Below are 25,949 nucleotides of genomic sequence, written 5' to 3'. Positions count from 1 at the left end.
CGATACGTCTGTAATGTCGCGTGAAAAGCGGTCGCGCGGCCGCTCTTTTCAGAACGGATCGGCCTCGGTGGCGTAATAGGCCATCGCCATCGTCGTGAGCTGCGCGTTGACGCGGATGCAGCTGGTGAAGGTGCTGGCGTCGGTGACGAGCACGTTGGTGGTGCCGTGGACGCGGCAGTCGAGATCGACCACGCCTTTCGCCGGGTCTGCATTGCGGGCGTTGCCGCCGTGCGGGTGCGAGCTGGAGAGCGTCACGTCGTCGGCCTCGCGGATCGCGGTCGCGAAGAAGGCGTCGATATCGTCGCCGGGGTAGAGCGTCTGGCCCGGCAGCAGCGCCGGATAGACCTCGAGCGCGCCGGCGGCGAAATGCACCTTGGTCAGCGTCGCGAGCGCGCGGCGCAGCAGCGGCAGCTCGACGTCGGAGCGCAGCGTGAGGTTGAGGTTGCCGTTCTCCATATGCCCGCGCCGGTCGGCCGGGAACAGGATCCCGGCAGAGGCGAGGCGGTTGTAGTTGAGCATGCGCCGGGCGTGATCCTCGATCCAGCCGGGCATCAGCGTCGACATGCTCATCGGCGGCTGGAAGTGCGATTCGAGCAGGAAATCGCCGCAATCGACATAGGTCGCCATCTGGTCCTCGTCCCAGACGCGCAGCTCGGTCGGCATCAGCGCGACGACGGGGCAGGCGATGTTGAGCGAAATGTTCGTGCCCGACTGGCCGAAGCCGCTCTTCTGCAGGACGCGGCTGGAGGCGAGCGTGCCCGCCGCGACGACGACGCCCTTGCGCGCGCGGATGATGCGGTGGCTGCCGTCGGGCAGGGTGACGGTGACGCCGTCGGCGATGCGTTTCCCGTCTTCATCGCAATCGTCGCGCCACAGGATTGCGTCGGCCTTTGTCTCGGCGAGGATCTTCGCGCCGCCCTGGTGCGCGTCGATCAGGAAGGACTGCGCCATGCCCTGCTTGCGGCCATAGGGGCAGCCGGTGTTGCAGTATCCGCAATAGGCGCAGTTCGCCCCGATCGAATCCGGGCCGTAATTCTTGCTGAACCACTTCGCCGGGGCGGCGAGGTCTCTCGGGTCGCCGGTCGCCGCGGCGTGGGCCGCCCAGCCGTTGAGCAGGTGCGGGCCGTTGTTGCGCCCGCTCTTGGGGTCGATCGGATGGATCGAGAGGCGTTCGGAGACCTTGTCATAGGCATGGTGGAAGCGCGCGACATCGACCGGCGCACCGAGCGAGGCCCAGCGGGCGAACACATCGACCGCATCGGGGTGCGTCATGCCGGGCTGGTTCACGCGCAGCGCGATGCCGTTGTTGATGACGGTCGATCCGCCGACGCAGCGGCCCTGAAAGACGATGACGTCGTGATCGACGGTGTTCTGCAGCGCGCCATCGACGAACAGCTTCGACGTCATCCTGCGTTCTTCGTGGCTGAGATCGTGCGAGTTCCAGAGCGCGCCGGCTTCGACGATCAGCACCTCATGGCCGTGCGCGGTGAGGTTCGCGGCGGCGACCGCGCCGCCCGCGCCCGATCCGATGACGATCACGTCGACTTCGGACGGGATCGCGTCGTGCGGCACGAGGTCCGAATGGCTGAGGTCGCGGCCGGGAAAATAGTCGATCTTCACTTCGCCCGGCCCGCGCACGCGGTGGGCGGGCAGGGTAAAGCCGATCGCGTTCAGCACCGGATTGTCGAGATTGTCGTCCTGCGTCTCGCCCTGCCAATGGCCGTAATAGCCGGCGTAGACGATGCCGCGGATGCGGGCGATATCCTGAAGAATATCGACCTGCGAACGCGACAGCACGCGCAGCCGCCACGCGCCGAAGCTCGCAGGCAGCAGCAGGAACAGCGGGCCCCACAAGGCAAGGCAGACGGCGTAGAGCGTAAAGCCGATCGTGCGCGGCGTATCGCCGGGGATCAGGCCGAACTGATATTGGACGTTGGCGACGATCTGATCGTGCGTGAGCTTGATATCGACCTTGTGGAACAGTGCCTTCGACAGCGACTTCAGGATCGCCGCCTGCAGAAAGTTGAACGGTTTCCCCACGAATCTCGCCCCCCGACCAGAATGACTGGCCGATAGCAGCTTTTTTCGTTCGTTTGCGGGGAAAAGTCGCCCCGGCGATGGGGAGGGCTGCCGCGACCGAAAGGTGCTGGAATTGTCGTTACGCTGCTGACAAAGCATCACGGGCGCGACACCTTCCCTGTTCCCCTGCGAAAGCGGGGGTCCAGAGCCCCGAGCCGTGTCGCCCGTAACTCTGGACCCCCGCTTTCGCGGGGGAACAAGAAGGAAAGTCGCATGCCCGAAGCCATCACCGCCCGCTCCTGGCTGTTCGTGCCGGGCGACAGCGAGAAGAAGATGGCGAAGGCGATGCAGGGCCCCGCCGACATCGTACTGATCGATCTGGAGGATGCCGTCGCGCCCGAGAACAAGGCGGCGGCGCGGCCGATGGTGCGCGATTTCATCACGGCCAACCCCGAACAGCGCCACCGCCTGTGGGTACGGATCAATCCGTTCGACGGGCCCCATACGCTGCTCGATCTCGTCGCGATCATGCCCGCCAATCCGGGCGGCATCATGCTGCCCAAGGTCTATGGCCGCGCGGACGTCGAGCGGTTGGACCATTGTCTCTCCGCGCTCGAAGTCGCCAACGGGATCGCGGAAGGATCGACCCCGGTGATCGTGCTCATCACCGAGACCGCCGAGGCGATGTTCCGCACCGGCGACTACAAGGGCGCGCCGCGCGTGGTGGCGCTGACCTGGGGGGCGGAGGATCTGGCGGATTCGGTCGGGGCGAGCGCCAACCGCGATGACGCGGGCCGCTACACCTTCACCTACGAACTCGCGCGCAGTCTCACGCTGCTCGGCGCGGCGGCGGCGGGCGTCACGCCGATCGAGACGATCTCCGCCGACTACAAGGATCTCGATGCGCTCCGGCTGCGGGCCGAGGCCGTCCGCCGCGACGGCTATCGCGGGATGCTGGCGATCCATCCGGCGCAGGTCGAGGTCATCAACGCCGCCTTCACCCCCACCGAGGCGGAGATCGCGCAGGCGCAGGAGATCGTCGACATCTTCGCCGCCAATCCCGGCGTGGGGGCGATCGGCTACAAAGGCGGGATGCTCGACCGGCCGTTCCTCAGCCGCGCGCAGCAACTGCTGAAGCTGGCGGGGCGGGGGTGAGGCTACCGCGCTCCAGCGCGTAGCCTGCGTCTCTCCCGCGCGCGCGATCAGGGGACCGCGAACACCAGCCGATCGTCGCCCTTCGCGGCCCAGGCTTCGCCGACGTCGGCGAGTGGAATGGTGCGGATCGGCAAATGGAGCGCGCCTTCGACCGCTGCGCCGAACACGCCGCCGACCGCCGCGACCAGCCGTTCCAGCGGCACGCTGCCGATGCCGCTGCCCATCAGTTCGATGGCGGAGGAGCGCAGCACCGCACCGGGCAGGGGGATCTCCGCGCCGCTGGCAGTGCCGATCTGGACGACGCGGATCGCGCGGCCCTCGGGACCGGCCTTGGCGGCGGCGATCAGCAGGGCGTGTGCGCTCGGCCCCCAGAGATAGTCGAGCACCACGTCGATGCCGTCCGCGAACACCGCCTTGAAGCGCGCCTCCAGCGCATCGGCATCGCCGTTCAGCGAGACGGTAGCATCGGCGCCGAGCTCGGCCAGCGCCGCCTCGTCACGGCCGGTCGCGATCACCCGCGCCGCGCCGCGGTGCCGCGCGATCTGCACTGCGAGGCGGCCCGACGATCCGGTCGCGCCGTTGACCAGCACGGTCTCGCCCCTCTCGAAGCGCGCGCGCTCGCTGAGCGCCGCCCAGGAGGACATGCCGGGATTGGCGAAGGCGGCGGCATCGGCGTCGGCAAGCCCATTCGGCACCGCGATGCACTGCGCGGCGGGCGCGACGCTGTGTTCGGCCATGCCGCCGAAGGGCGCGCGCGGCAGGACGAAATAGACGCGCTGGCCGTCCGCCGTTCCCACGCCATCGACGCCCGCCACGAACGGGAACCCGCCGGCGCTGCTGTAATGCGTGCCCGATGCGCGGGCGCGGGTCAGCGGGCTGAGCGCCGATGCGGAGACGCGGATCAGCCGCTCGCCTTCGCCAGCGATGGGAATCTCGAAATCGCCATAGACCGGCGCTTCACCCGCGCCTCGAACGATCGCTGCCTTCATTCCAAGTCTCCTGCTGCCAATGGTCCCTGGCTCAGGGAGAACGGGAAGGGAAGACTTCGGTGCCGCCGATCAATTGCTGGGGCCGTCGCCCCAGATGTGATCGCTCCAGTAGCGGACCTTGCCGGCTTCGCTGTCGATGGCGCGGAAGGTCTCGCGACGCCAGTAACCGTCGAGCATGAAGCCGTCGTAGAGGAAGAAGATCAGCGCGGCCATGAACAGCCACGTGATGAAGCCGGGCTTTTCGGAATCATCGACGACCGGCGCGTCGGGGTCGATCTTGCGGATGGGCTCGAGCACGCGCGGGCCGTCCTGTCGCACGGGATCGTGATAGACCAGCGACTTGCGGCGGCGCTCGGCGCGCAATGATGCGGACTTCTTGAACACGGGCACGAATACTCAGCCGACGATATTCGCCTGGCATACCGGATCGCGGTTAACGAGACCCTAAGGCGCTTTCGGTCCGCCTAGCGGACCAGCATCCCGGCGATCAGGATATCGATCAGGCGCATCGCATTCTCGTCGCTGACGTTCGCGACGCCGGCGATGGCGCGCAGCAGTTCGAGCGGTTCGATGTCGACGTGGATCGCGCCGCTTGCGACGGCGCGGCCGATCAGGCCGCCGATCGCCTGCGTCATCGCCGCGCCCGAGGCCGCGTAGAGCTCGGTCGTGCCGCCCGCCGTCGTCTGCAGCGCCGCGCCGATGATGCGTTTGGCGGCGAGATATTCGACGAACAGGCGCAGCCATGCACGCAGCGCCTCTACGGGGGGATGCTCCGCGCCGAGGCGGGTGGCGGCGTCCGCCAATTGCGTCGTCTCGCTCCGATAGACCTGTTCGACCAGCGCGTCGCGCGTCGGGAAGTGGCGGTAGAGCGTGCCGATGCCGACGCCCGCGACGCGCGCGATCTCCTCGAGGCTGGCCGCCGGGCCCTTGTCGGCGAAGGCTTGCTTGGCCGCGTCGAGCAGGCGCTGGCGATTGCGGGCGGCATCGGCGCGCGGTTTTCGCGAAATCTTTTCTGCCGGTTCGGTCATCGGGCTCTTGAAAACGGAGGATGCCTCCGTATTTGTGAAGCGGAGAGTCCCTCCATTTATACAATGCGATCTGTGGAGATCAATATGACGGACGTTTTCGGCGAGACATCGACGACTGACGAAGTGCTCGCGGGCCAGACCCTGACGGGCAAGCGCATCCTGGTGACGGGCGTGTCGGCCGGGCTCGGCGTCGAGACCGCGCGGGCACTGGCGGCGCACGGCGCGACGGTGATCGGCGCGGCGCGCGACCTCGCCAAGGCCGAAGCCGCGACCGCAGTGGTGCGCAAGGATGCGGCGCACGGCGGCAGCCTGGAATTGATCGCGCTCGATCTCGCCAGCCTCGCCAGCGTGCGCGCGGCGGCGGACAGGCTGGTGGCGGAAGGCAAGCCGCTCGACCTGATCATCGCCAACGCAGGCGTGATGGCGGCGCCGTTCGGCCATACGGCGGACGGCTTCGAAACGCAGTTCGGCACCAATCACCTCGGCCATTTCGTGTTCGTGAACCGCATCGCGTCGCTGCTGCAGGGGGGCGGCCGCCTGGTGAACCTCGCGTCGTCGGGGCATCGCTTTTCCGACGTGGACCTCGACGATCCCAATTTCGAGCGCGGCGATTACGATCCGTGGGCGGCTTACGGCCGTTCCAAGACCGCCAACATCCTGTTCGCGGTCGAGTTCGACCGGCGGCACCGGGACCGCGGCGTGCGCGCGACGGCGGTGCATCCCGGCGGCATCCTCACCGAGCTGACGCGGCATCTGGACGACGGCGTGGTCGACGGGATGCTCGAACAGATCAACGCCCAGCGCGCCGCCGAGGGCCGGCCGCCGCGCGAATGGAAGACGATCCCGCAGGGTGCTGCGACCTCGGTGTGGGCGGGCGTGGTCGCGCCGGCGGATGCGGTCGGCAGCAGATATTGCGAGAATTGTCACGTGACGACGAACGTCACCGATCAGGAGTTCGACGCGGCGGCGGAAGGCGTGCGGCCCTATGCGCTGGATGGCGAGCGCGCGAAGGCGCTGTGGGCGAAAAGCGAGGCGATGGTCGGGGAGACGTTCTGACGTTTTAAGCCCCTCCCCTTCAGGGGAGGGGCTTTCAGTCGTTACCGCAAATTCGCCGGCCGCCGCAGATCCAGCGTCAGCGGAAATTCGGTCGGCAGTTCCTCGGGCGGCACCGCGACCGGGCCCGGCGTGTGGCCGTAATCCTGGAAGCGCGCCTTGCGCCGCGCCTCCGCCTCGTAGGAATTGACCGGCACTTCGTCGTAGTTCCGTCCGCCGGGATGCGCGACGTGGTAGATACAGCCGCCCAGCGACCGGCCGCTCCACGCATCGAGCACGTCGAAGGTGAGCGGCGCGTTGGCGGGCAGGCGCGGGTGGAGGCAGTCCGCCGGCGACCATGCCTTGTAGCGCACGCCGCCGACCGCTTCGCCCGGCACGCCGGTGGGCGACATCGGCACGCGCCTGCCGTTGCACGTCAGGATATGACGGCCCGCGACGAGGTTGCTGACCTTCACCTGCAACCGCTCCGTCGAGCTGTCGACATAGCGCACCGTGCCGCCGATCGCGCCGGTCTCACCGAGGACGTGCCAAGGCTCCAGCGCGTGGCTGATCTCCAGGCTGACGCCGCCCGCATTGACCGTGCCGTGGACGGGGAAGCGGAACTGCTTCTGCGCCTCGAACCAGTTGGGGTCGAAATCGTAGCCCGCACGCGCCAGATCGGCGAGCACGTCGAGGAAATCGGCCCAGACGAAATGCGGCAGCATGAAGCGATCGTGCAGGCTGGTGCCCCAGCGCGTGAGCTGTCCGCGCTGCGGCTCGCGCCAGAACCACGCCGCCATCGCGCGCAGCAGCAGTTGCTGCGCGAGGCTCATGCGCGCGTCCGGCGGCATCTCGAAGCCGCGGAATTCGACCAGCCCGAGCCGCCCGGTCGGGCCGTCGGGCGAGAAGAACTTGTCGATGCAGATCTCGGTGCGGTGCGTGTTGCCCGTCACGTCGACCAGCAGGTTGCGGAACAACCGGTCGGCGATCCACGCGGGCGGCGTCTCGCCCTCATTGGGAGCGGGCACCTGCGCGAGCGCGATTTCCAGCTCGTAGAGACCGTCGTGCCGCGCCTCGTCGATGCGCGGCGCCTGGCTGGTCGGGCCGATGAACAGGCCGGAGAAGAGATAGCTGAGCGCCGGATGCCGCTGCCAGTAGAGGACGAAACTCTTGAGCAGATCGGGCCGCCGCACGAAGGGCGAATCGTAGAGCGAGGGCCCGCCGAGCACGATGTGATTGCCGCCGCCGGTGCCGATCGCGCGGCCATCGACCATGAACTTGTCGGCGGTCATGCCGTTGCGGCGCGCGATGTCGTAGAGGCTCTCGGTGATCTCGCTGGTCTCGCCCCAGCTCGCTGCGGGCTGGACGTTGACCTCGACCACGCCGGGATCGGGCGTGACCTTCAGCACCTTCAGGCGCGGATCGGGCGGCGGGGCATAGCCCTCGATGCGGATCGGCGTGCCGAAATCCTCGGCCGCGCTTTCGATCGCGGCGATCAGCTCGAGATAATCCTCCAGCGCGCGCACCGGCGGCAGGAACACCGACAGGAAATGGCCGCGCGGCTCGGCGGTGACGGCGGTGCGGACGGCACTCGCGCCGATCGCGCCGAGTTCCTGTTCGACACGTTCCTGCGGGGCGGTGACGGCGGCGACATGATCGGTGATGCGCTGTTCGGACAGCGCCGGCTCGGCGCGGGTGGGCGACTGAACCGGGGCCTGCGAGTAGAAATCGGGGAGTGGCTCGCGCGGCTCGCTGGTGTCGCGCGCGTTGATATAGGGGTAGGCGGCGGGCGGCACATAGGGCAGCGAGCCGAGCGGCAGGCGGTAGCCGAGCGCGCTGTCGCCGGGCACGGTGAAGAGCTTGCCGCGCCGCAGGTTCCAGGCCTCGGTCATCCAGCCGCCGCTGGCCTTTGCCTGCCATTTCTGGACGGGCAGGACATAGCCGACCGGATTGCCAAGGCCCCGTTCGAACGCGCGCACCATCCGCGTGCGCGCCTCGATGTCGTCGATCTTGGGGTCGTCGGTGGTGGTGTTCTCGGGAAGCTCGGCTTCCTTGACCGACCAGGCGACCGGATCCTCGAACGCCGGGACGACATGGCCGCCGGGCAGGCCGAGCCTGGTCGCGACGCTTTCGAGGAACTGTTCGGCCATCGCCGCCGTCACCTCGGGCCTGCCGGTGCCGTCCTCCTCGGCGATCAGCGATGCATCGCGCCACACCGGCAACTCGTCGGTGCGCCAGTAGACCGCATAGGCCCAGCGCGGCAGGCTTTCGCCCGGATACCATTTGCCCTGGCCGTGATGGAGCAGCCCGCCGGGGGCGAATTTCGCGCGCAGCTCGCGGATGAGCTTGTCGGCGTATCCGGCCTTGGTCGGGCCGACCGCGTCGCCGTTCCACTCGCCCGCGTCGCCGCCATCGACCGCCACGAACGTGGGCTCGCCGCCGATCGTCAGCCGCACGTCCTGCGCGGCGAGATCGGCATCGACCTTGTGCCCCAAAGCGTCGAGCTTCGCCCAGCGATCGTCGGTGAAGGGGCGGGTGATGCGCACGGCCTCGGCGATGCGGCTGACGCTCATCTCGAAATGGAAATCGACCTCGGCGGGCTCGGCCATGCCCGAGATGGGGGCTGCGGAACGGTAATGCGGGGCGGCGCACAGCGGGATATGGCCTTCGCCCGCGAACATGCCCGAGGTGGCGTCGAGCCCGATCCAGCCCGCGCCGGGCAGATAGACCTCGGCCCAGGCGTGGAGATCGACCACGTCCTGCGTGACGCCCTTCGGCCCCTCGACCGGCTCGACATCCGCGACGAGCTGGATCGAATAGCCCGACACGAAGCGCGCCGCGAAGCCCAGCCGCCGCAGCAACTGCACCAGCAGCCAAGCGCTGTCGCGGCACGAGCCGAGCGCGATCTCCAGCGTCTCCTCGGGCGGCTGCACGCCGCTTTCCATGCGGATCACATAGGCGATGCGCTGCTGCAGCTTCGCGTTGATATCGACGAGGAAATCGATCGTGCGGCCGCGGTGCTGCGCATGTTCGGACACGAGCGCCTCGAACAGCGGGCCCTGCTGTTCGAGATCGAAATAGGCGGCGAGATCGATCCGCAGCGAATCGTCGTAGATGAAGGGATAGTTCTCCGCATATTCCTCGACGAAGAAATCGAACGGATTGATGACGTCGAGATCGGCGAGCAGATCGACCTCGATGCGGAAATGATCGACCGGCTCCGGGAAGACGATGCGGGCGAGCCAGTTCGAATGCGGATCCTGCTGCCAGTTGAGGAAATGGCCGGCGGGTTCGATCTTCAACGCGTAATTGGGCACCTTCGTGCGGCTGTGCGGCGCGGGCCGCAGCCGGATCACCTGGGGCCCCAGAGTGATCGGCCGGCTGTATTTGTACGACGTGACGTGGTGGAGGCCAGCCTTCAGCATGGACACTAGAGACGGCATGCGTTGCTGCTATGCAACATCTAAATCGCCGCAACACCGATCAAGCGGCGAAACGATCGACACGCGCTCGCGTTGGGTGCGCACCCAGCCGGAGACGATGATGCCCGCGTACAACTGCCCCAATTGCCACCATCTGCTGCATTTCGAGACGCGCGTGTGCCCGAGCTGCAGCCACGCGCTCGGCTTCGATTATTTCACCAACGATTTCTATCACCTCGACGGGGCAAGCGGGGAGTGGCGCAACCGGACCGGGCAGACCGGCGCGTTCGGTCCCTGCGCCAACGCGCGTTACGGCGTGTGCAACTGGCTGGTGCTGCGCGACGATCCGCAGCCTCTCTGCAAGTCCTGCCGCCACAACCGCACCATCCCCGATCTGGCCGTGGCGGGCGTGCTGGAGCGGTGGATCAAGCTGGAGGATGCCAAGCGCCGCGCGATCTTCGGGCTGATGCGGCTGGGGCTGCCGTTCGAGACCTGGGCGGAGCGGCCGGGCGGGCTCGGCTTCGACCTGCTGTACGATCCTTCGGCCGAGCAGGGCGGGTCGCCCGAGCATCTGACCGGGCACGACAACGGCATCATCACCATCAACCTGCTCGAAGCCGACGATGCCGCGCGCGAGCGCATCCGCACGCAGATGGGCGAGCCGTACCGCACGCTCGTCGGCCATTTCCGGCACGAGATCGGCCATTATTTCTGGGACCGGCTGGTCGACAACAGCGCGGACCTCGTCCCTTTCCGCAACCTGTTCGGCGACGAGCGGGCGGATTACGGCCAGGCGCTGCAGAACCATTACAACAACCCGCCGCCGCCGGGGTGGGAGGAGCATTATGTCTCCACCTACGCGACGGCGCATCCGTGGGAGGATTTTGCCGAGACCTTCGCGCACCATTCGCACATCGTCGATACGCTGTCCGTCATCGGCGATTTCGGCGTGCGGATGTCGCCCCCGCCGATCGCGCCGAGCGGATCGAGCGATACGGCGATCGATTTCGATCCTTACACGGCCGACACCGCGACGCTTACGGCGCACTGGATTCACTATGCCTTCGCGCTCAATTCGATCAATCGCAGCATGGGCCAGCCCGATCTCTATCCCTTCAAGCTGTCGCCCGGCGTGGTGCTGAAGCTCGATTTCATCAACCGGCTGATCGCCTTTGCCGCCCGCCGCTGGGCACCGGGCGACAACGAGTCGAGCGATCTCAAGGCGCTGGTCGCGACGCTGGGGCAGGGGGTCGAGCTCGGATCGGGCTGAGGCGAAACCGCCGCCCGGATCGTGCGTTTTCACACCGATCGCACGACGACAGGAGGCGGACATGCCACGCGGTGACAAGAGCAGCTACACCGACAAGCAGAAGCGCAAGGCCGAGCATATCGAGCAGGGCTATGAGGATCGCGGCGTGCCGAAGAAGGCCGCCGAGGCGCGTGCCTGGGCAACGGTGAACAAGGAATCGGGCGGCGGCAACAAGTCCGGGTCCGGGCGTGGCAAGGCGGATACGCACGTCTCCTCCGCGCGCGGCGGGCGGGCGCACAAATCGGGCTCGGCGGAACAGCGGTCCGCGGCGGCGCGCAAGGGCTGGGACACGCGGCGGCGCAACGGCACCGCCTGAGGCGCGCAGGAAATCCTCGAACAGCGCGCCATTGCCGCCTATCGTCCTTCCCTACCCCACGCGAAGGACACCGCCTTGGATCAAGACCCGCAAGCGGCGCGCGCGCCGAACCGCCGCATCGCGCTGCTCATCGATGCCGACAATGTCAGCCACACCAACATCGCGGCGATGCTGGCGGAATTGTCGAAATACGGCACCGCCAACATCCGCCGCGCCTACGGCGATTGGGGGGCGGACGGGCTGAAGGGCTGGCGCGGCAAGCTCCACGAATTCGCGATCCGGCCGATCCAGCAGTTCAGCTATTCGGCGGGCAAGAACGCCACCGACATCGCGCTCGTCATCGATGCGATGGAATTGCTCTACACGCAGAAGCCCGATGCCTTCTGCATCGCGTCGAGCGACGCCGATTTCACGCCGCTGGTGATGCAGCTCAAGGCCAACGGCCACGACGTCTACGGCTTTGGCGAGCGCAAGACGCCGGCGCCCTTCGTCAACGCCTGCACGACCTTCCTCTATCTCGACAGCCTTGAAGTTGCAGCCCCGGCGGGCACGCCAAAGCCGCCCAAGGCCGCCAAGAAGAGCGACGACAAGCCCGCCAAGCTGCCGATCGCGCAGGACGCCAAGCTGATCGAGGTGCTGCGCGGCGCGGTCGAGGCGGCGATGTACGACGACGGCTGGGCCTCGATGTCGGCGGCGGGCAGCACCGCCAAGCGCCAGGCGCCGATCGATCCGCGCAATTACGGCGTGAAGAACTTCCCCGCCTTGTTCGAGGCGACCGGCGTGTTCGATATCGTCAAGGCCGACAACGGCCAGACCTATGTCGCCGACAAGCGCAACAAGGACCGTACCGACAAGCCCGCGATCTAGTCGGGAACCGGCATCCCGCCCGTCACGTCGGTCGCGCGCTTGCCGAGGCCGGTGGCGATGGCGACGTCCATCGTCACGTTGCCGACGGTGCGGAACATATCGGGGATCGTCTCGACCGCGATGAGCAGGCCGAGCGCCTCGATCGGCACGCCCATCGCGATCGCCACCGGCGCGACCGAGGCGATGTAGCTGATCGTGCCGGGCAGGCTGACCGATCCCATCGTCGTGATCGCCGCGGTGCAAATGCCCCCCAGCAGCGCGCCGGGCCCGATCGGCACGCCCAGCCAGTGCGCGACGTAGAGCGCGACCGCGAGGTTCATGGCGGGGCTGGTCGCGCGGAAGATCGCGACGGCGATCGGCAGGACGATGCCGGCGGCGGCGGGCGACGCGCCGAGTTCCTCCGACGCCCTGAGCATCGCCGGCAGCGTCGCCAGCGACGATTGCGTCGACAGCGCCACCGCCTGCGCCGGGGCCACCGCGCGGGCGAAGCGCAGCAGCGAGACGCGCGCGAACAGCATCGCCACCGGATAGGCCATCAGCAGCACGATGAAGCCGATCGACGAGACGATGATGATGTAGTGGAGCAGCGCGCCGAACGCCGCCGCCCCGGTCCGCGCACCGACGCCGTAGGCGAGCGCGCCGACGCCGACCGGTGCGAGCTTCAGCACCCAGCCGATGATGATCAGCATCGCATCGGTGAACCACTGGAACCACGCCGTCATGCCCTTGCGCGCGTCCTCGGGCAGTTGCGTGATCGCGAAGGCGAGCGCGAGCGCGAACACCGTCAGCGGCAGGAAGCTGTCGCCCGCCGCCGCGCTGACGACGTTGGAGGGCACGATCGTCTCGAAAAAGGCGCTGAGCGTGGGCACCGTACCGACCGGCTGCGCCCCCGTCAGCGCGCGGCGCAGCGCCTCCGACCAGGCGGGCGGCAGCGGCCACAGATCGAGCAGCAGCGGCATCACCAGCGCCGCCATCAATGTCGTCGTCCACAGGATGACGACCATCGTCAGCACCGCACGCAAGGCGAGCTTGCCCGCCCGCGCGGCATCGGCGGCGGCCCCCACGCCCGTCACCAGCAGGCCGACGATCAGCGGCACGATCACCATCTGCAACCCGTGCAGCCAGGCGAGCCCGATCGGCTGCGTCACGCCGGTGATGCTGATCGCGACCTTGGGATCGACAGCGACGAGCGCGATGCCGAGCAGCAACCCCGCCACCAGCGCCAACAAGATCCGCGTCGCCTGCGACATATGTCTTTCCCCCGTTTCGCCTAACGGACGGGGATTGCGGGGATTTGGCAAGGGGATTCTCGTAAAGCCCCTTCCCTGAAGGGGAGGGGCTTGAGAAGTGACGTGGCACCGCTACGCTCCCCCTCATGCCACTCGACGCCGCTCCCGTTCCCTGGCCCCCGGTCGCCGAGGTGCGCGTGGCCTTCGATGCGCGCGGTGTCACCTCCGCGCGCGCGGAGGGGTTCGCCGATGCCGCCGCCAACCGCGCCGTCACGCCTGACGATCCGGTGCGCGTCGCGTCGATCTCGAAACTGGTGACGGGCATCGCGGTGATGCGGCTGGTCGAGGCGGGGAAGCTCGATCTCGACGCCGACGTATCGCGGCTGCTCGGCTGGAGCCTGCGCAACCCGGCCTTCCCCGACGTGGCCGTAACGCTCCGCCTGCTGCTGTCGCACCGTTCCAGCCTGACCGACACGATCGATTACGTCCTGCCGCTCGACGCCGACATGCGCGGGGTGCTGGCCGATCCGAAGGCGTGGGACGCCGCCCACGCGCCGGGCACATACTTCCGCTACACCAACTTCAACTTGCCCGTCATCGCCGCCGTGATGGAGCGCGCCACCGGCGAGCGGTTCGACCGGCTGATGAAGCGCCTCGTCCTCACGCCGCTGCGCCTGCGCGCCTGCTACAATTGGGATGCCTGCGCGCCCGCGACGAAAACGCGCGCGGTCGTGCTCTACCGCGCCGGCCAGCCGGTGAAGGACAGCGCGGAGATGATCGCCGCCTGCCCGGTGACGCCCGCGCGCGACGGCGCGTGTGACCTCAAGACGTGGCGCGCGGGCGCGAACGGCGCGATCTTCTCGCCGCAAGGGGGCCTGCGCATCTCGGCGAACGGGCTGGCGACGATCGGGCGGATGCTGCTGGGGAAGGGGCGGCTCGGCCCGGTGCGGTTGCTGTCGGCGAAATCGGTGGCGACACTCGCAACGCCGCTATGGACCTATGACGGCACCAACGGCGACACCGAGCGCGGCTTCTATTGCAGCTATGGCCTCGCCGTAACCTTCACCGCCACCAGCCGGCAGGGGTGCCTCGACGATCCGTTCGGCGACGGGCGCACCCGCATCGGCCACGCAGGCGAGGCATACGGCCTGCGCTCCGGCCTGTGGATCGATCCGAAGACCGGGACCGGCGTCGCCTATTTCGCGACCGACGTGCCCGACGGCATCCGCGCCGCGGGCTCCGCCTTCACGCCGGCCGAGGTTTCGCTTGCGAAAGCCTTGCCCTAGGGTGCGCGCATGATTCCAGCACCCTTCCTCCTCTACCTCGGCCACAGCAGCGATTTCGCGGGCATCAAGACATCGCGCGGACTCGCGGTGTTCCGCCCCGAGGACTGCGTCGGCGAATTCCGCCACGACGATTGCCCCCTGAGCGTCGGCCTGCCGCGCATGACGATCGCCGAAGGGGCGGCAGCGGGCGCGAAAACGCTCGTGCTCGGCATCGCCAATTCGGGCGGCGTGATGGGCGCGGACCTCGTCGCCGACGCGACGGCGGCGCTGGAGGCGGGCATGAACGTCGCGGCGGGTCTCCACCAGCGGCTGCGCGACGTGCCCGCGTTGAAGGCGCTGGCCGAGGCGAAGGGCCTGCAGTTGTTCGACGTGCGCGATCCGCCCGCCGATCTCGTCGTAGGCACCGGCTACCCCCGCGCCGGTCGCCGCCTGCTGACGGTCGGCACTGATTGCTCAGTGGGTAAAATGTACACCACGATCGCGCTGACCCGCGCGCTGCAGGCACGCGGCATCCCGGCCGATTTCCGTGCGACCGGGCAGACCGGCATCCTCATCGCGGGCGAGGGCGTGCCGGTCGACGCGGTGGTCGCCGATTTCATCTCGGGCGCGATCGAGATGCTGACGCCGGGCCGCGCCGACAGGGGCTGGGACGTGATCGAGGGGCAGGGCTCGCTGTTCCACCCGAGCTTCGCGGGCGTCTCGACCGGGCTGCTGCACGGCGCGCAGGCCGAGGCGATCGTGATGTGTCACGATCCGGTGCGCGAGAGCATGCGCGGGCTGCCGGGGCGGAAATTGCCGGGGATCGTCGAATGCCTCGCCGCCAATCTGCAGGTCGCGCGGCTGACGAGCGCGCACGTGCGCGCGGTCGGCGTGTGCCTCAACACCTCGGCGATGGCGAAGGACGCGATTGCGCCGCTGTGTGAGGCGATCGCGGCGGAGACCGGGCTGCCGTGCGTCGATCCGATGACCATGAGTCTCGATCCGATCCTAGACATGCTGGATGCGTAGCCTCGCCTTCCGCCACGACAGCCTGCCGCTCAACCGCCCGTTCCGCATATCGCGCGGGGTGAGGACGGCGGCGGAGGTGATCGTCGTGGCGATCGGCGAGGGCGGCGCGACCGGGCAGGGCGAGGGCGTGCCCTATGCCCGCTACGGCGAGACGATTGAGAGCGCGCTCGCGCAGATCGAGGGGATAGGCGGCGCGATCGCGGACGGCGCGGGGCGGCAGGAACTGCTCGGCCTGCTGCCGCCGGGGGCTGCGCGCAACGCCGTCGATTGCGCCTTGTGGGATCTGGAGGCGCGGCTTTCGGGCACGGACGTCGCCGCGCTGATCGGTGCGCCCGCGCCGGAGCGGCTGGTGAGCGCGCTCACCATCGTCATCGACACGCCCGAGGCGATGGCCGCCGCCGCCGCAGAGGTCGCCGCCGCGCCGCTGCTCAAGGTAAAGGTCGACGCGACCGATCCCGAAGCGCGCCTTCGCGCCGTCCGCGCGGCCGCGCCGGGGGCGGCGCTGATCGTCGATCCCAACGAAAGCTGGGACCGCGCCTTGATCGAGAGGCTGATGCCGCGGCTGGTCGAACTGAAAGTGGCGATGCTCGAGCAGCCGGTGCCCGCTGGGGACGATGCCTGTCTGGAGGGTTTCACCCCCGCCGTGCCGATCTGCGCCGACGAAGCGGTGCATACGGCCGCCGATCTCGACACGGTCGCGCGGCGCTATCAGATCGTCAACGTCAAGCTCGACAAGGCGGGCGGGCTCACCGCCGCGCTGGAACTGGCGCGGGAGACGCGGGCGCGCGGGCTCGGGCTGATGACCGGCTGCATGGTCAGCTCCTCGCTGTCGATCGCGCCGGCCATGCACATCGCGCGCCTGTCCGATTTCGCCGATCTTGACGGGCCGACATGGCTCGCCGAGGATCGCCCCGGCGGGGTGCGCGACGAAAGCGGCTACATGGTGCCACCCGCAAAAGGCTTTTGGGGAACGACATGATCGCACGCGGGCTGACGTTATTGCTCGCGGGCCTCACTCTCGGCACGAGCGCCGCGCCGCCAAAGGCCGACGGGGCCGATCTGCTGATCAGGGGCGGCACGGTCTATCCCGGCGGGGCCGCGCCCTTCACCGGCGACGTGGCGGTGAAGGGCGACCGGATCGTCGCGGTCGGCCCGCACCTCGCGCTGCGCGCCGCGCGGACGATCGACGCGAAAGGCCTGATCGTCGCCCCCGGCTTCATCGATCCGCATACGCATATGGGGCCGGACCTCGCCTCGCCCGACGCGAAGCGGCGGCTGGTCCCCGCCTTCCTGATGCAGGGCGTGACGACCGCCTTCATCGGCAACGACGGCGGCGGCGAGATTGACGTCGCGGGCACGCTGGCGAGCGCGAAGAAGTGGCCGGTCGGCATCAACTACGCCACCTATATCGGCTTCGGCAGCATCCGTGCGAAAGTGATCGGCGCGGCGAACCGCGACCCGACCCCCGTCGAGGCGGCGCAGATGGCGCGGCTGGTACGGCAGGGCATGCTGCAGGGGGCGCTCGGTCTTTCCACCGGCCTGTTCTACGCGCCGCAGAGCTTCTCCAAGACGCCCGAGGTGGTCGCGCTGGCGCGGGTCGCGGGGGTTTGTGGCGGCAGCTACGACAGCCATATCCGCGACGAATCTTCCTACACGGTAGGTCTGGCAGCGGCGATCGACGAGGCCATCGCGATCGGCCGCGAGGGGCATATCCCGGTCCATATCAGCCACATCAAGGCGCTCGGCGTCGATGTGCAGGGCACTGCGCCCGCGATCATCGCCAAGGTGGCGGCTGCGCGCCGCGCCGGGCAGGACGTCACCGCCGATCAATATCCCTATGACGCCAGCGGAACGAGCCTCGTCGCCAGCCTCGTGCCTTTATGGGCGCAGGACGGCGGGCGCGCGGCCTTGCTCAAGCGCTTCGACGATGTGGCGTTGGCGATGAAGCTGCGCGCCGGCATGGTCGAGAATCTCCGCAAGCGCGGCGGCGCGGAGAAACTGCTGATCGTCGAGGGGCCGTCCAAGGGTCGTACGCTCGCCGAGGTGGCGAAGGCGCAGGGCGTCAATGCGACCGAAGCGGCCATCGCCGTCATCCGCCAGGCCGATCCCGCCACCGTCTCCTTCAACCAGAGCGAGGCCGACATCGCCGCTTTCATGGCCCAGCCGTGGGTGATGACCGGCTCCGACGCATCGGGCGGCCACCCGCGCGTCTACGGCAGCTTCGCACGAAAATACGCGAAATACGTCGTGGCCGACAAGGTAATCTCACTGCGCCAGTTCGTCGACTCGAGCAGCGCGCTGACGGCGGACACCTTCCACCTCGCCGGGCGCGGGCACCTTCGTGCAGGCGCGCATGCCGATGTGGTGGTATTCGACCCCAAGACCTACGCCGACCGCGCGACCTACGAACAACCGACGCTCACCGCGAGCGGTGTGCGCACGGTACTCGTCAACGGTGTGGTCGCGGTCGATGGCGGCGTGCTGACCGGCAAGGCGGGCGGACGGGCGCTGAGCCACAAGCCGAAACGCCAATGATCGTTCACCACTCCACGGGGGAGGGGGCGTGATCCGCCTTTGGTTCGCCATCCCGCTGTGGAAGCGCGTGCTCGGCGCGCTCGCACTCGGCATCGCCTTTGCGCTCGTCGCCCCGCGCGCGACGCCCTACGTCCAGTTTCTCGGCGATCTGTTCGTACGCGCGATCCGCATGTTGGTCGCGCCGATCGTGCTGGTGACGATCGCGGCGGGGATCACCGCGCTCGCCGATCCCAAGCGCCTCGGCGGCCTCGGCGGGCGCACGATCGGCCTGTTCGCGCTCACGACCTTCCTCGCCGTCTCCGTCGGTATGATTGTCGCCAGCATCGTGCAGCCCGGCATCGGCGCGCCGCTCGGCACCGCCGCACCGCATCCGCTGGGGGCCCCGGTGACGCCCTACGACCAGCTCATCGGTATCGTCCCGCTCAACATCGCCGACGCGCTGGCAAAGGGCGACATGCTCGCGCTGATCTTCGTCGCGATCCTGGTGGGCGTCGGCACCGTCGTGGCGGGCGAGCCCGGCAAGCCCTTCGCGGCGCTGCTCCAGTCGCTGTCGGCGGTGCTGCTGCGCGTCGTCGGCATCGTCATGGAGGCGACCCCGTTCGGCGTGTTCGCGCTGATCGCCAATGCCGTCGCGGCGAACGGCGCGGCGGTGTTCGTCCATGTCGGCTGGCTGGCGCTCGCCGTGGTGCTGGGCTCGCTGATCCAGATGCTCGTCGTCCACAGCCTTCTGCTGCGCTTCGCCGCGCGGCTGCCGGTGCTGTCGTTCTTCCGCGGCATCGTCGATGCGCTGGCGATCGCCTTCTCGACCGCGTCGAGCTCGGCGACGCTGCCGGTGGCGATGCGCGTGGCGGGCGACAATCTCGGCGTGGCGCGGCCAATCTATTCGACCGTGCTGCCGCTCGGCGCGAGCATCGGCAAGGACGGCACGGCGATGTACGTCGGGCTGCTCAGCATGTTCGCGCTGCAGGCGTTCGGCACGCCGCTGTCGCCGCAGGTCTATGCGACGGTGCTGCTGACCGGCGCGCTGGCGGCGTTCGGCACGGCGCCGGTGCCGAGCGCCTCGCTGTTCATGCTGGCGGCGGTGCTGTCGGCGGTCGGCATCGCGCCCGAACAGACGGCGCTCGTGGTCGGCTTCGTCCTCCCCTTCGACCGCCTGCTCGACATGACGCGCACCGTGCCGAGCGCCAGCGCCAACCTCGCGGTCGCGACGACAGTCGCGAAGTGGGAGGGGGAGCTGGACGAGGCGGTGTATCGATCCGCCGTGGATCAGTAGAACCGCACCTTCTCCAGTTGCAGCCACGCCGTCCCGCCCGGCGTGCCCTTCAGCCGCACGATCAGCGTGCGCAGCTTCGCAAGGTCGAGTTTCGCCGCCGGATCGGCCGATCGGAAGGCGGTGAAGGGGATGCGCACCTCGCTCCGCGCGCCGGCCGCGACGGTGAAATCTGTCTTGAACCAAGCATCCTGATCGAGCGCGTAACTGTCGAACAGCAAAGCATAGTCGCCGTTTCCGCGCGCCTCGAATACGACACCGGTGAAGCCGCGCGCATCGGCGAGCTGCACCGATCCCTTGGTCAGCGGCAGGTTGAGCTGGGCATAGGGCTGTGCCCGCGCGCCCATCGTTGCGAGCAGGAAGAGCCGCTGGGCGTCGGGCCGCACGAAGGCGACGTCGCTATGGTCGCTGCCGGCCTCGGTGCCCTCGACCGGCAAGGTGTCGAGATCGGTGCGCCCGTCGCCGCGCGCGCCGGTGTCGATCGGCCCGGACATCGGATGTACGGGCAACGGCGTCGGCGCGTCGCTCGCCAGCAGTTTGCGCAACGGTTCGAGCTGCACCGCGCGCCCCGCGACGAACACCTGCGCGACGTTCCACAGCGCGGCGATATCCTCGTCGGGGCGGCCCTTCACCAGCACGACGTCGGCGCGCATCCCCGGCGCGATGCGGCCATGGTCCTTCGCCTGGCCGATGATGTCGGCGCTCGTGCTCGTCGCCGCGACCAGCGCCTCGGCGGGCGTGAAGCCGAGCTTCGTCAGCCAGGTGATCTCGCGGATCGCGCCCGGCCCGTGATAGACGCCGCCGATGCCGCTGTCGGTGCCGATGCCGATGCGGATGCCCGCCGCCTTCACTCGCCGGATATTGTCCTGCATGATCGCCCAGCGCTTCGCGTCATAGGGTTCGACCGGCTCGGGCGTCTCCTTGAGCAGCGTCTGATAGGCCGTCTCGCGCTTGCGTTCGGGCGGCGAGAGCGCGGCATATTCGCCGGGCACGAAGCGGCGCTCCTGCTGCGGTTCGTAGACGACCAGCGTCGGGATATAGGCGGTGTGGTGCGCCTTCATCAGCGCGATCAGGTCGTCGTCGACCGGCGCATCGCCGACGCCGTGGCCGACCGCATCGACCCCCGCCGCCGCCGCCACCTTCGCGCCCTCCAGCGTCACGGTATGGGTGATGACCGGCAACCCGGCCTTGTGCGCATCCTCGACGATGGCGGAGAGGGTGCCGACGTTCATGCTGTTGAGATCGGGGTCGCGGCCGTAGCGCCAGCCGTCGGCGAACACCTTGATGAGATCGGGCTTGTACGGCAGCGCCTTGGCCATCGCGAGGTGCGCGGCGCGCGGCGTCGTCGCCTGCAGCGTGAACATGTCGCCCCAGCCGAACTCCGTCCCATGCCCGCCCGGCACGCCGAGCCGTATCGCGAGGTTGAGGTGCGGGGCTTCGGGGGCGTGCGCGGCCGCCATCTCGCGGATGGGGGCGAGCATCTCGCCCGCGACCGAGAAATCATCGACCGTGGTGATGCCGTTGACGAGATAGCCCGCCCACGCCTTCCCCATGTCGTCGGGCGCGTCATAGGCCGGCGCGCGCAGATGCGTGTGGAGATCGTGCAGGCCGGGGATCAGCGTCATGCCTTTCGCATCGACGATGCGCGCATGCGGCGGCGCGGTGAGGTGCGTGCCGATCGCGGCGATCCTGCCATCCTCGATCAGCACGTCCTCGATCACGGCGGGCGTGCCGCTGCCGTCGAACACGCGCGCGCCGCGGATCAGCGTCTGCCGCTCGGACGGCGGCGGCGCACCCAGCCCCGACAAGAGCGCCGACCCGGCAAGCGCGAGACGCAGGAGGGCGTGGGAGATCATGGCGGCGAGGATAGGGGGCGAGGGGCGGGGCGCAAGGTTTGAATGCTCTCAGGCCGTTCGTGCTGGGCGAAGTCGAAGCACGTGTTCCGAACGCAGCGCCCGTAAGACGCCCTTCGACTTCGCTCAGGGCGAACGGAAGGTTGTGTCGACGAATGCTGTATCTAAGGTCGCCGCATGAAGCGCCTCCTCCTCCTCGCAACCCTGCTGATCGCGAGCCCCGCCGTCGCGCAGGATTCGCTCCGCCGCGACGTCGATACCGCGCTCGCCACCGCGCCGGCGGGGACGCGCTTCGGGCTGCTGGTCGTCGACGACAGCGGCAAGGAGATCGTCGCGATCGATCCCGACAAGCGCTTCATCCCCGCCTCCAACACCAAGATCTTCACCACCGCCACCGCCTATGCGTCGCTCGGCGACCTCACGCACCCCGACGCGGCGGCGGGCACGCGCGTGCGGATCGAACAAGGAGACGCCGTGCTGCAGGGACGCGGCGACGCACGCCTGTCCGCCGCACCCGACTGCACCACCGATTGCCTTGCCACGCTCGCCGACGCGGTCGCGGCAAAGACCCGCCGCGTCCACGACGTGGTCGGCGACGATAGCTGGTTCCCCGACGAGCGCTGGAGCCCCGGCATGAGCTGGAACAACATCCCGACGCGCTCGGGCACCGGCATCTCCGCGCTGACGCTCGACGACAACGAGATCGCGCTGACCGTCACGCCCGGCACCCTCGGTATGCCGCCGCGGGTGACGATGCCGGCCTATTACGCGCTGGAAAACCGCGCGGTGACGGTCGCGTCGGGCAAGACCGATATCGCCTTCGACCGCGTGCCGAACGGCACTGTCCTGCGCCTCACCGGCACGATCGCGGTGGGTGCCGCGCCCGACAAGGAGCGCATCGGCGTGGACGATCCCGCGCATTATGCCGCCTGGACCTTCCGCACGATGCTCCGCGCGCGCGGCGTGACGGTGACGGGCGCGGTGACGACGCGCCATCGCTCGCTCGACGCCTCCGACGATCCGGCGAAGCGCGGCGCCGCTCCGCCCGCGCATCCGCCGGAAGCGCCCGCGCTGGCGGCGCTCTTGCCCGGCCCGCTCGCCGAGGACGTGCGCATCACCAACAAGGTCAGCCAGAACCTCCATGCCGAACTGCTGCTGCGCCGTGTCGGCCATATCGCAGGCAGCGGATCGATCGCGGACGGCCAGGCGGTGCTGCGGCGGGTGATGGCGACGGCGGGCGTGCCGCGCGCGGCATTCGATTTCTCGGACGGTTCGGGCATGTCGACCTACAACCGCATCGCCCCGCGCGCCGCCGTCTTGCTGCTGCGCTGGATCACCGCCCAGCCCTGGGGCGCGGCGTGGCGCGAGACATTGCCGGTCGGCGGGCTCGACGGCACGCTCGCACGGCGCTTCGGCGGGACGACGCTCGACCGCAAGCTGTTCGCCAAGACCGGCAGCCTCAACGCCACCGCGGCGCTGTCGGGCTGGATGATCGCAAAGAGCGGCCGCACGCTTACCTTCTCGATCCTCGCCAACGACATTCCCGACGGCGGCTCCGCGACGAAGGCGATGGACGCCGCGTTGGTGGTCATCGCGGACGCCAACTGACATGCCGATCCGACTCTTCGTGCTCGCGGACCGGCCTGCGCTCTGGGCGGTGCTCGAACCCGTCATCCGCGCGGGCAACACCTATGCGCTGCCGCGCGACATGAGCGAGGACGATGCGCTGGCGTATTGGCTCGCGCCCGACAAGACGGTGTTCGTCGCCGACGACGACGGCGCGATCATCGGCAGCTATTATCTGCGCGCCAATCACGCGGGCGGCGGCGCGCATGTCGCCAATTGCGGCTATATCGTGCGCGAGAGCGCGTCGGGGCGCGGCATCGGGCGGCGCATGTGCGAACATTCGGTGGACCGCGCCCGCGCGGCGGGCTTTCACGACATGCAGTTCAACTTCGTGGTCAGCACCAACAAGCGCGCCGTGGCGCTGTGGCAACTCTGCGGCTTCGCGGTGGTGGGCACGCTGCCGCGCGCGTTCCTGCATCCGGCGATGGGCTATGTCGACGCGCTGGTGATGCACCGTAAGCTATAGCGCGGCGAATACCGCCTCGCCCGTCGCGGGCCGCAGCGCGAAGATGCTCGCTGCCTTCTCGCCGTGGCGCGAAGGGTGGACGCGGTTGGTGAGCAAAGTCCACGCGACACCGTTCGCGAAATCGACCCACAGGCCCGTCCCGGTGAAGCCGGTATGGCCGATCGTGTCGGCTGAACAGGCGTCGCCACCCGGCCAGCCGGGATGCGCCGCGTCCCAGCCGCAGGTGCGGTGGCCGTTGATGCGCGTCCGTATCTCGGGCGAACCGCCGCCGCGCAGCAGACCCTCAGCGAAATCCAGCACGCCGTCGACGGTGCCGAACAGCCCGGCATGGCCTGGCGCCGCGCCCAGCGCTGCCGCATTCTCGTCATGCACCTCGCCCTTCAGGATGCGCCCGCGCCACGTGCAGAACTCGGTCGCGACGGCGGGGCCGGGGGGCGGGCCGTAGGTCAGCCCCGGCCCGATCGGCCATTCCGACAGCGCTTTGCCGGTGATCCGCTCGATGGCGATGCCGAGCAGGATGAAGTTGATGTCGGAATAGACGCTCGGGCCATGCTTCCATTCGCGCTGGAGCACGAACGCGCGCAGCCGCGCCGGATCGTCGCCATAGGTGTAGATCGGCTCGACCGCGGGCAGGAAGGTGCGATGCGCCAGGCAATCGCGGAACGTCAGCTTGCGCTCGGCGGCGTTCGCCACATCGTATTGGCGCAGGTCCGGGATGGCGTCCGTCAGCGGCCGGTCGAGATCGATCCGGCCCTCGTCCGCCAGCGCCAGGATCATCGTCGTCGTGGCGATCACCTTCGAGACCGAGGCGAGATCGAACCAGTGGTCGCGCGTCAGCGGTTCCGGCACCGCCGACCCCGTCCACCGCACCGCGCGCTCGCCCGCAGCGGTGACGATGCCGAGCGTCGCGCCCGGTATGTCGCCGCGCGCCACCGCCCCGGTGGCGGGCGCGAAGGCCGCGTCCACATCAATCATCGCTGCGCGGCTTCGCGTTCGCGATGAAGGGCAGGAACACCACCGCCGCCAGGCTCAGCGCGCCCGACAGCCAGAAGAATCCGTCGAAGCCGATATGCTTCACCATCACGCCCCCCGCCCCCGCCAGCAGGCGCGGCAGCAGGAAGGCGAAGCCCGACAGGAAGGCATATTGCGCGCCCGGATATTTCGGGTTCACCAGCAGCGAGAGATAGACGACGAAGATCGCCCCCTCCATCCCGTGCGCGAACTGGTCGAGCGCGGTCGAGATGTAGATGACGTGCGGGCTGGGCGGGGCGAACCACAGCCACACGAAGATCCAGTTGCCGATCGCCGACCCGATCGCCCCCAGCGCCAGCGCGCGGATCAGCTTCATCCGCACCGCCAGCAGCGCGCCGATCGCAACGCCCGCCATGCTGGAAGGGAGCGCGACGAAGCCGTCGGCCACGCCCATCGTCGTCAGGTCGTAGTGCGCGGCGATTTCCAGCGGCTTCGACATGGCGAGCGTCAGCACGTCGCCCATCCGGTAAAAGGTGACGAAGCCGAGCAGCGGCAGCACGCGGTATCCGAAGCGCCAGAAGATATCGACATACGGCCCGATCATCGTCGAGGTCCGCAGCCGCGCCGTGGCGGGCAGGTTGACGATCCGCGGCAGCGCCAGCGCCATGATGACGAAGGGCAGCATGCACAGCACCAGCACCGCCGTCGTCGCATCGGTCTTGGCGCTGATGCCGATCCCGGCGGCCGCGCTCAGCACCAGCCAGCCGGCGACGGCAACGAGGACAAGCGACCCCGCCAGCACCACCGCGCTCGCCAGCAGCCCCGTCGCCAGCGACACCAGTCGCTCGCCGCTGCCCTCGGCCGAACGGCGCAGGCTCATCAGGATCGGCAGCGGCACGAACGCCCCCGCCGCGATCGCGAGGTACGCGCCTGTCCAGCCCGATCGATCCGCCACGATCAGCGCGCCCGATCCCGCCGCCACCATCGCGCTGCGATAGCCCCACAGGTTCGCGGCCGTCAGCGGCCCCTGCATCTCGGCGGTCGGCGCAAGCTCGATCCGCCACGCATCTGCGGAGACCTCCAGCGTCGTCGTCCAGAACGCGAGCAGCACCGCGAACAGCGCCACCACCGGCAGGTCGGTGTCGGCGGAGGTGAACGCCATCGCCACCATCGAAAGCACGATGCCGATCTGCGACAGGATGATCCACCCGAGCCGCTTGCCGAAGAACCGCGCGAACCCCGGCACCGCGAACCGGTCGAGCAACGGTGCCCAGGCGAATTTGAAGGTCGGCAGCAGCTGCACCCAGCCGAAGAAGCCGATCAGCACGAGATCGACGCCGTGCTTGGTCAGCCGCGCCGACAGCACCGTCGAGAATATATAATAGGGCAATCCCGCCGAAAACCCGAGCAGCAGGTACAAGGCGAAGCGCGCCCGCGGCGACGCCAGCACCCCGCCGCGCGCGCCATCTGCGGCGGCACCGGAAGACGCGATCGTTGCTGCCATGCCACCCCTTTTCCCCGAAACGTCTGCAGGCTCGGCCGCAAGTCGCTGGAGGTCAACAAAAAC

At 68.9% G+C, this 25,949-nt stretch carries 21 protein-coding genes; 12 read left to right on the top strand and 9 right to left on the bottom strand.

The genetic code is table 11. The features are described 5' to 3' along the window. Positions 1 to 48: 48 nt before the first annotated feature. The gene (locus Q5H94_RS19700; RefSeq protein ID WP_304562964.1) at positions 49 to 2,040 is read right to left on the bottom strand and encodes a GMC family oxidoreductase N-terminal domain-containing protein; all 1,992 of its coding nucleotides are present in this window, start codon (positions 2,038 to 2,040) and stop codon (positions 49 to 51) included. A 252-nt stretch (positions 2,041 to 2,292) separates the two neighbouring features. Between Q5H94_RS19700 and Q5H94_RS19695 the strand changes: the two genes are divergently transcribed. Then, a complete protein-coding gene (locus Q5H94_RS19695; protein WP_304562963.1) occupies positions 2,293 to 3,174 on the top strand; it encodes an HpcH/HpaI aldolase/citrate lyase family protein in 882 nt (293 codons plus the stop codon). Between the two features lie 47 nt (positions 3,175 to 3,221). Here the strand turns inward: Q5H94_RS19695 and Q5H94_RS19690 are convergent, their stop codons facing one another. The 3 genes from Q5H94_RS19690 to Q5H94_RS19680 form a co-directional block, all read right to left on the bottom strand. Continuing rightward, positions 3,222 to 4,163: a quinone oxidoreductase family protein gene (locus Q5H94_RS19690; RefSeq protein WP_304562962.1), complete on the bottom strand. Its 942-nt coding sequence runs from the start codon at positions 4,161 to 4,163 to the stop codon at positions 3,222 to 3,224. 69 nt (positions 4,164 to 4,232) lie between these two features. Beyond that, the gene (locus tag Q5H94_RS19685) at positions 4,233 to 4,553 is read right to left on the bottom strand and encodes a hypothetical protein (protein WP_304562961.1); all 321 of its coding nucleotides are present in this window, start codon (positions 4,551 to 4,553) and stop codon (positions 4,233 to 4,235) included. A gap of 74 nt (positions 4,554 to 4,627) precedes the next feature. Continuing rightward, on the bottom strand, positions 4,628 to 5,191 hold the full coding sequence (locus tag Q5H94_RS19680) for a TetR/AcrR family transcriptional regulator (protein ID WP_304562960.1): 564 nt from the start codon (positions 5,189 to 5,191) through the stop codon (positions 4,628 to 4,630). A gap of 84 nt (positions 5,192 to 5,275) precedes the next feature. On the opposite strand from Q5H94_RS19680, the gene Q5H94_RS19675 reads away from it, so the two are divergent. Further along, entirely contained in the window at positions 5,276 to 6,247 is a 972-nt protein-coding gene (locus Q5H94_RS19675) for an SDR family NAD(P)-dependent oxidoreductase (protein WP_304562959.1), read from the top strand. A 41-nt stretch (positions 6,248 to 6,288) separates the two neighbouring features. Here the strand turns inward: Q5H94_RS19675 and Q5H94_RS19670 are convergent, their stop codons facing one another. Then, complete coding sequence (locus Q5H94_RS19670; protein ID WP_304562987.1) at positions 6,289 to 9,648, bottom strand: transglutaminase family protein; 3,360 nt, start codon at positions 9,646 to 9,648, stop codon at positions 6,289 to 6,291. 118 nt (positions 9,649 to 9,766) lie between these two features. Between Q5H94_RS19670 and Q5H94_RS19665 the strand changes: the two genes are divergently transcribed. From Q5H94_RS19665 to Q5H94_RS19655, 3 genes are all read left to right on the top strand, one after another. Then, positions 9,767 to 10,915, top strand: a complete 1,149-nt coding sequence (locus Q5H94_RS19665; protein WP_304562958.1) for a zinc-binding metallopeptidase family protein — start codon at positions 9,767 to 9,769, stop codon at positions 10,913 to 10,915. Between the two features lie 61 nt (positions 10,916 to 10,976). Continuing rightward, positions 10,977 to 11,270, top strand: coding sequence for a plasmid stabilization protein (locus Q5H94_RS19660; RefSeq protein WP_304562957.1), 294 nt, complete (start codon positions 10,977 to 10,979; stop codon positions 11,268 to 11,270). 75 nt (positions 11,271 to 11,345) lie between these two features. After that, positions 11,346 to 12,137: an NYN domain-containing protein gene (locus tag Q5H94_RS19655; protein WP_304562956.1), complete on the top strand. Its 792-nt coding sequence runs from the start codon at positions 11,346 to 11,348 to the stop codon at positions 12,135 to 12,137. Here the strand turns inward: Q5H94_RS19655 and Q5H94_RS19650 are convergent. Further along, positions 12,134 to 13,387: a dicarboxylate/amino acid:cation symporter gene (locus Q5H94_RS19650; protein ID WP_304562955.1), complete on the bottom strand. Its 1,254-nt coding sequence runs from the start codon at positions 13,385 to 13,387 to the stop codon at positions 12,134 to 12,136. The genes Q5H94_RS19655 and Q5H94_RS19650 overlap by 4 nt on opposite strands. A gap of 125 nt (positions 13,388 to 13,512) precedes the next feature. Between Q5H94_RS19650 and Q5H94_RS19645 the strand changes: the two genes are divergently transcribed. The 5 genes from Q5H94_RS19645 to Q5H94_RS19625 are packed head-to-tail and all read left to right on the top strand — an operon-like array spanning position 13,513 to position 19,468. Continuing rightward, positions 13,513 to 14,652 (top strand): serine hydrolase domain-containing protein, encoded by a 1,140-nt coding sequence (locus Q5H94_RS19645; protein WP_304562954.1) that lies wholly within the window; start codon positions 13,513 to 13,515, stop codon positions 14,650 to 14,652. A 9-nt stretch (positions 14,653 to 14,661) separates the two neighbouring features. Then, positions 14,662 to 15,660: an N-acetyltransferase DgcN gene (gene dgcN, locus Q5H94_RS19640; RefSeq protein ID WP_304562953.1), complete on the top strand. Its 999-nt coding sequence runs from the start codon at positions 14,662 to 14,664 to the stop codon at positions 15,658 to 15,660. After that, the gene (gene dgcA, locus Q5H94_RS19635; RefSeq protein ID WP_304562952.1) at positions 15,653 to 16,639 is read left to right on the top strand and encodes an N-acetyl-D-Glu racemase DgcA; all 987 of its coding nucleotides are present in this window, start codon (positions 15,653 to 15,655) and stop codon (positions 16,637 to 16,639) included. Before dgcN ends, dgcA begins: the two co-directional genes overlap by 8 nt. After that, a complete protein-coding gene (locus Q5H94_RS19630; RefSeq protein ID WP_304562951.1) occupies positions 16,636 to 18,195 on the top strand; it encodes an N-acyl-D-amino-acid deacylase family protein in 1,560 nt (519 codons plus the stop codon). Before dgcA ends, Q5H94_RS19630 begins: the two co-directional genes overlap by 4 nt. A 28-nt stretch (positions 18,196 to 18,223) precedes the next feature. After that, a complete protein-coding gene (locus tag Q5H94_RS19625) occupies positions 18,224 to 19,468 on the top strand; it encodes a dicarboxylate/amino acid:cation symporter (RefSeq protein ID WP_304562950.1) in 1,245 nt (414 codons plus the stop codon). Here Q5H94_RS19625 and Q5H94_RS19620 read toward each other — a convergent pair. After that, a complete protein-coding gene (locus tag Q5H94_RS19620) occupies positions 19,462 to 21,321 on the bottom strand; it encodes an amidohydrolase family protein (protein WP_304562949.1) in 1,860 nt (619 codons plus the stop codon). The genes Q5H94_RS19625 and Q5H94_RS19620 overlap by 7 nt on opposite strands. A 174-nt stretch (positions 21,322 to 21,495) precedes the next feature. Between Q5H94_RS19620 and dacB the strand changes: the two genes are divergently transcribed. Beyond that, complete coding sequence (gene dacB, locus Q5H94_RS19615) at positions 21,496 to 22,926, top strand: D-alanyl-D-alanine carboxypeptidase/D-alanyl-D-alanine endopeptidase (protein ID WP_304562948.1); 1,431 nt, start codon at positions 21,496 to 21,498, stop codon at positions 22,924 to 22,926. A gap of 1 nt (position 22,927) precedes the next feature. Then, complete coding sequence (locus tag Q5H94_RS19610) at positions 22,928 to 23,410, top strand: GNAT family N-acetyltransferase (protein WP_304562947.1); 483 nt, start codon at positions 22,928 to 22,930, stop codon at positions 23,408 to 23,410. Here the strand turns inward: Q5H94_RS19610 and Q5H94_RS19605 are convergent. Continuing rightward, a complete protein-coding gene (locus Q5H94_RS19605; protein WP_304562946.1) occupies positions 23,405 to 24,385 on the bottom strand; it encodes a serine hydrolase domain-containing protein in 981 nt (326 codons plus the stop codon). The genes Q5H94_RS19610 and Q5H94_RS19605 overlap by 6 nt on opposite strands. Beyond that, positions 24,378 to 25,886 (bottom strand): MFS transporter, encoded by a 1,509-nt coding sequence (locus Q5H94_RS19600; RefSeq protein WP_304562945.1) that lies wholly within the window; start codon positions 25,884 to 25,886, stop codon positions 24,378 to 24,380. The genes Q5H94_RS19605 and Q5H94_RS19600 overlap by 8 nt, the downstream gene beginning before the upstream one ends. Positions 25,887 to 25,949: the final 63 nt, after the last annotated feature.

The organism is Sphingomonas immobilis, assembly GCF_030580995.1.
GTDB lineage: Bacteria > Pseudomonadota > Alphaproteobacteria > Sphingomonadales > Sphingomonadaceae > Sphingomonas > Sphingomonas immobilis.
The sequence above is the reverse complement of the archived record's forward strand: the minus strand, read 5'-3'. Positions and strand labels throughout refer to the sequence as shown.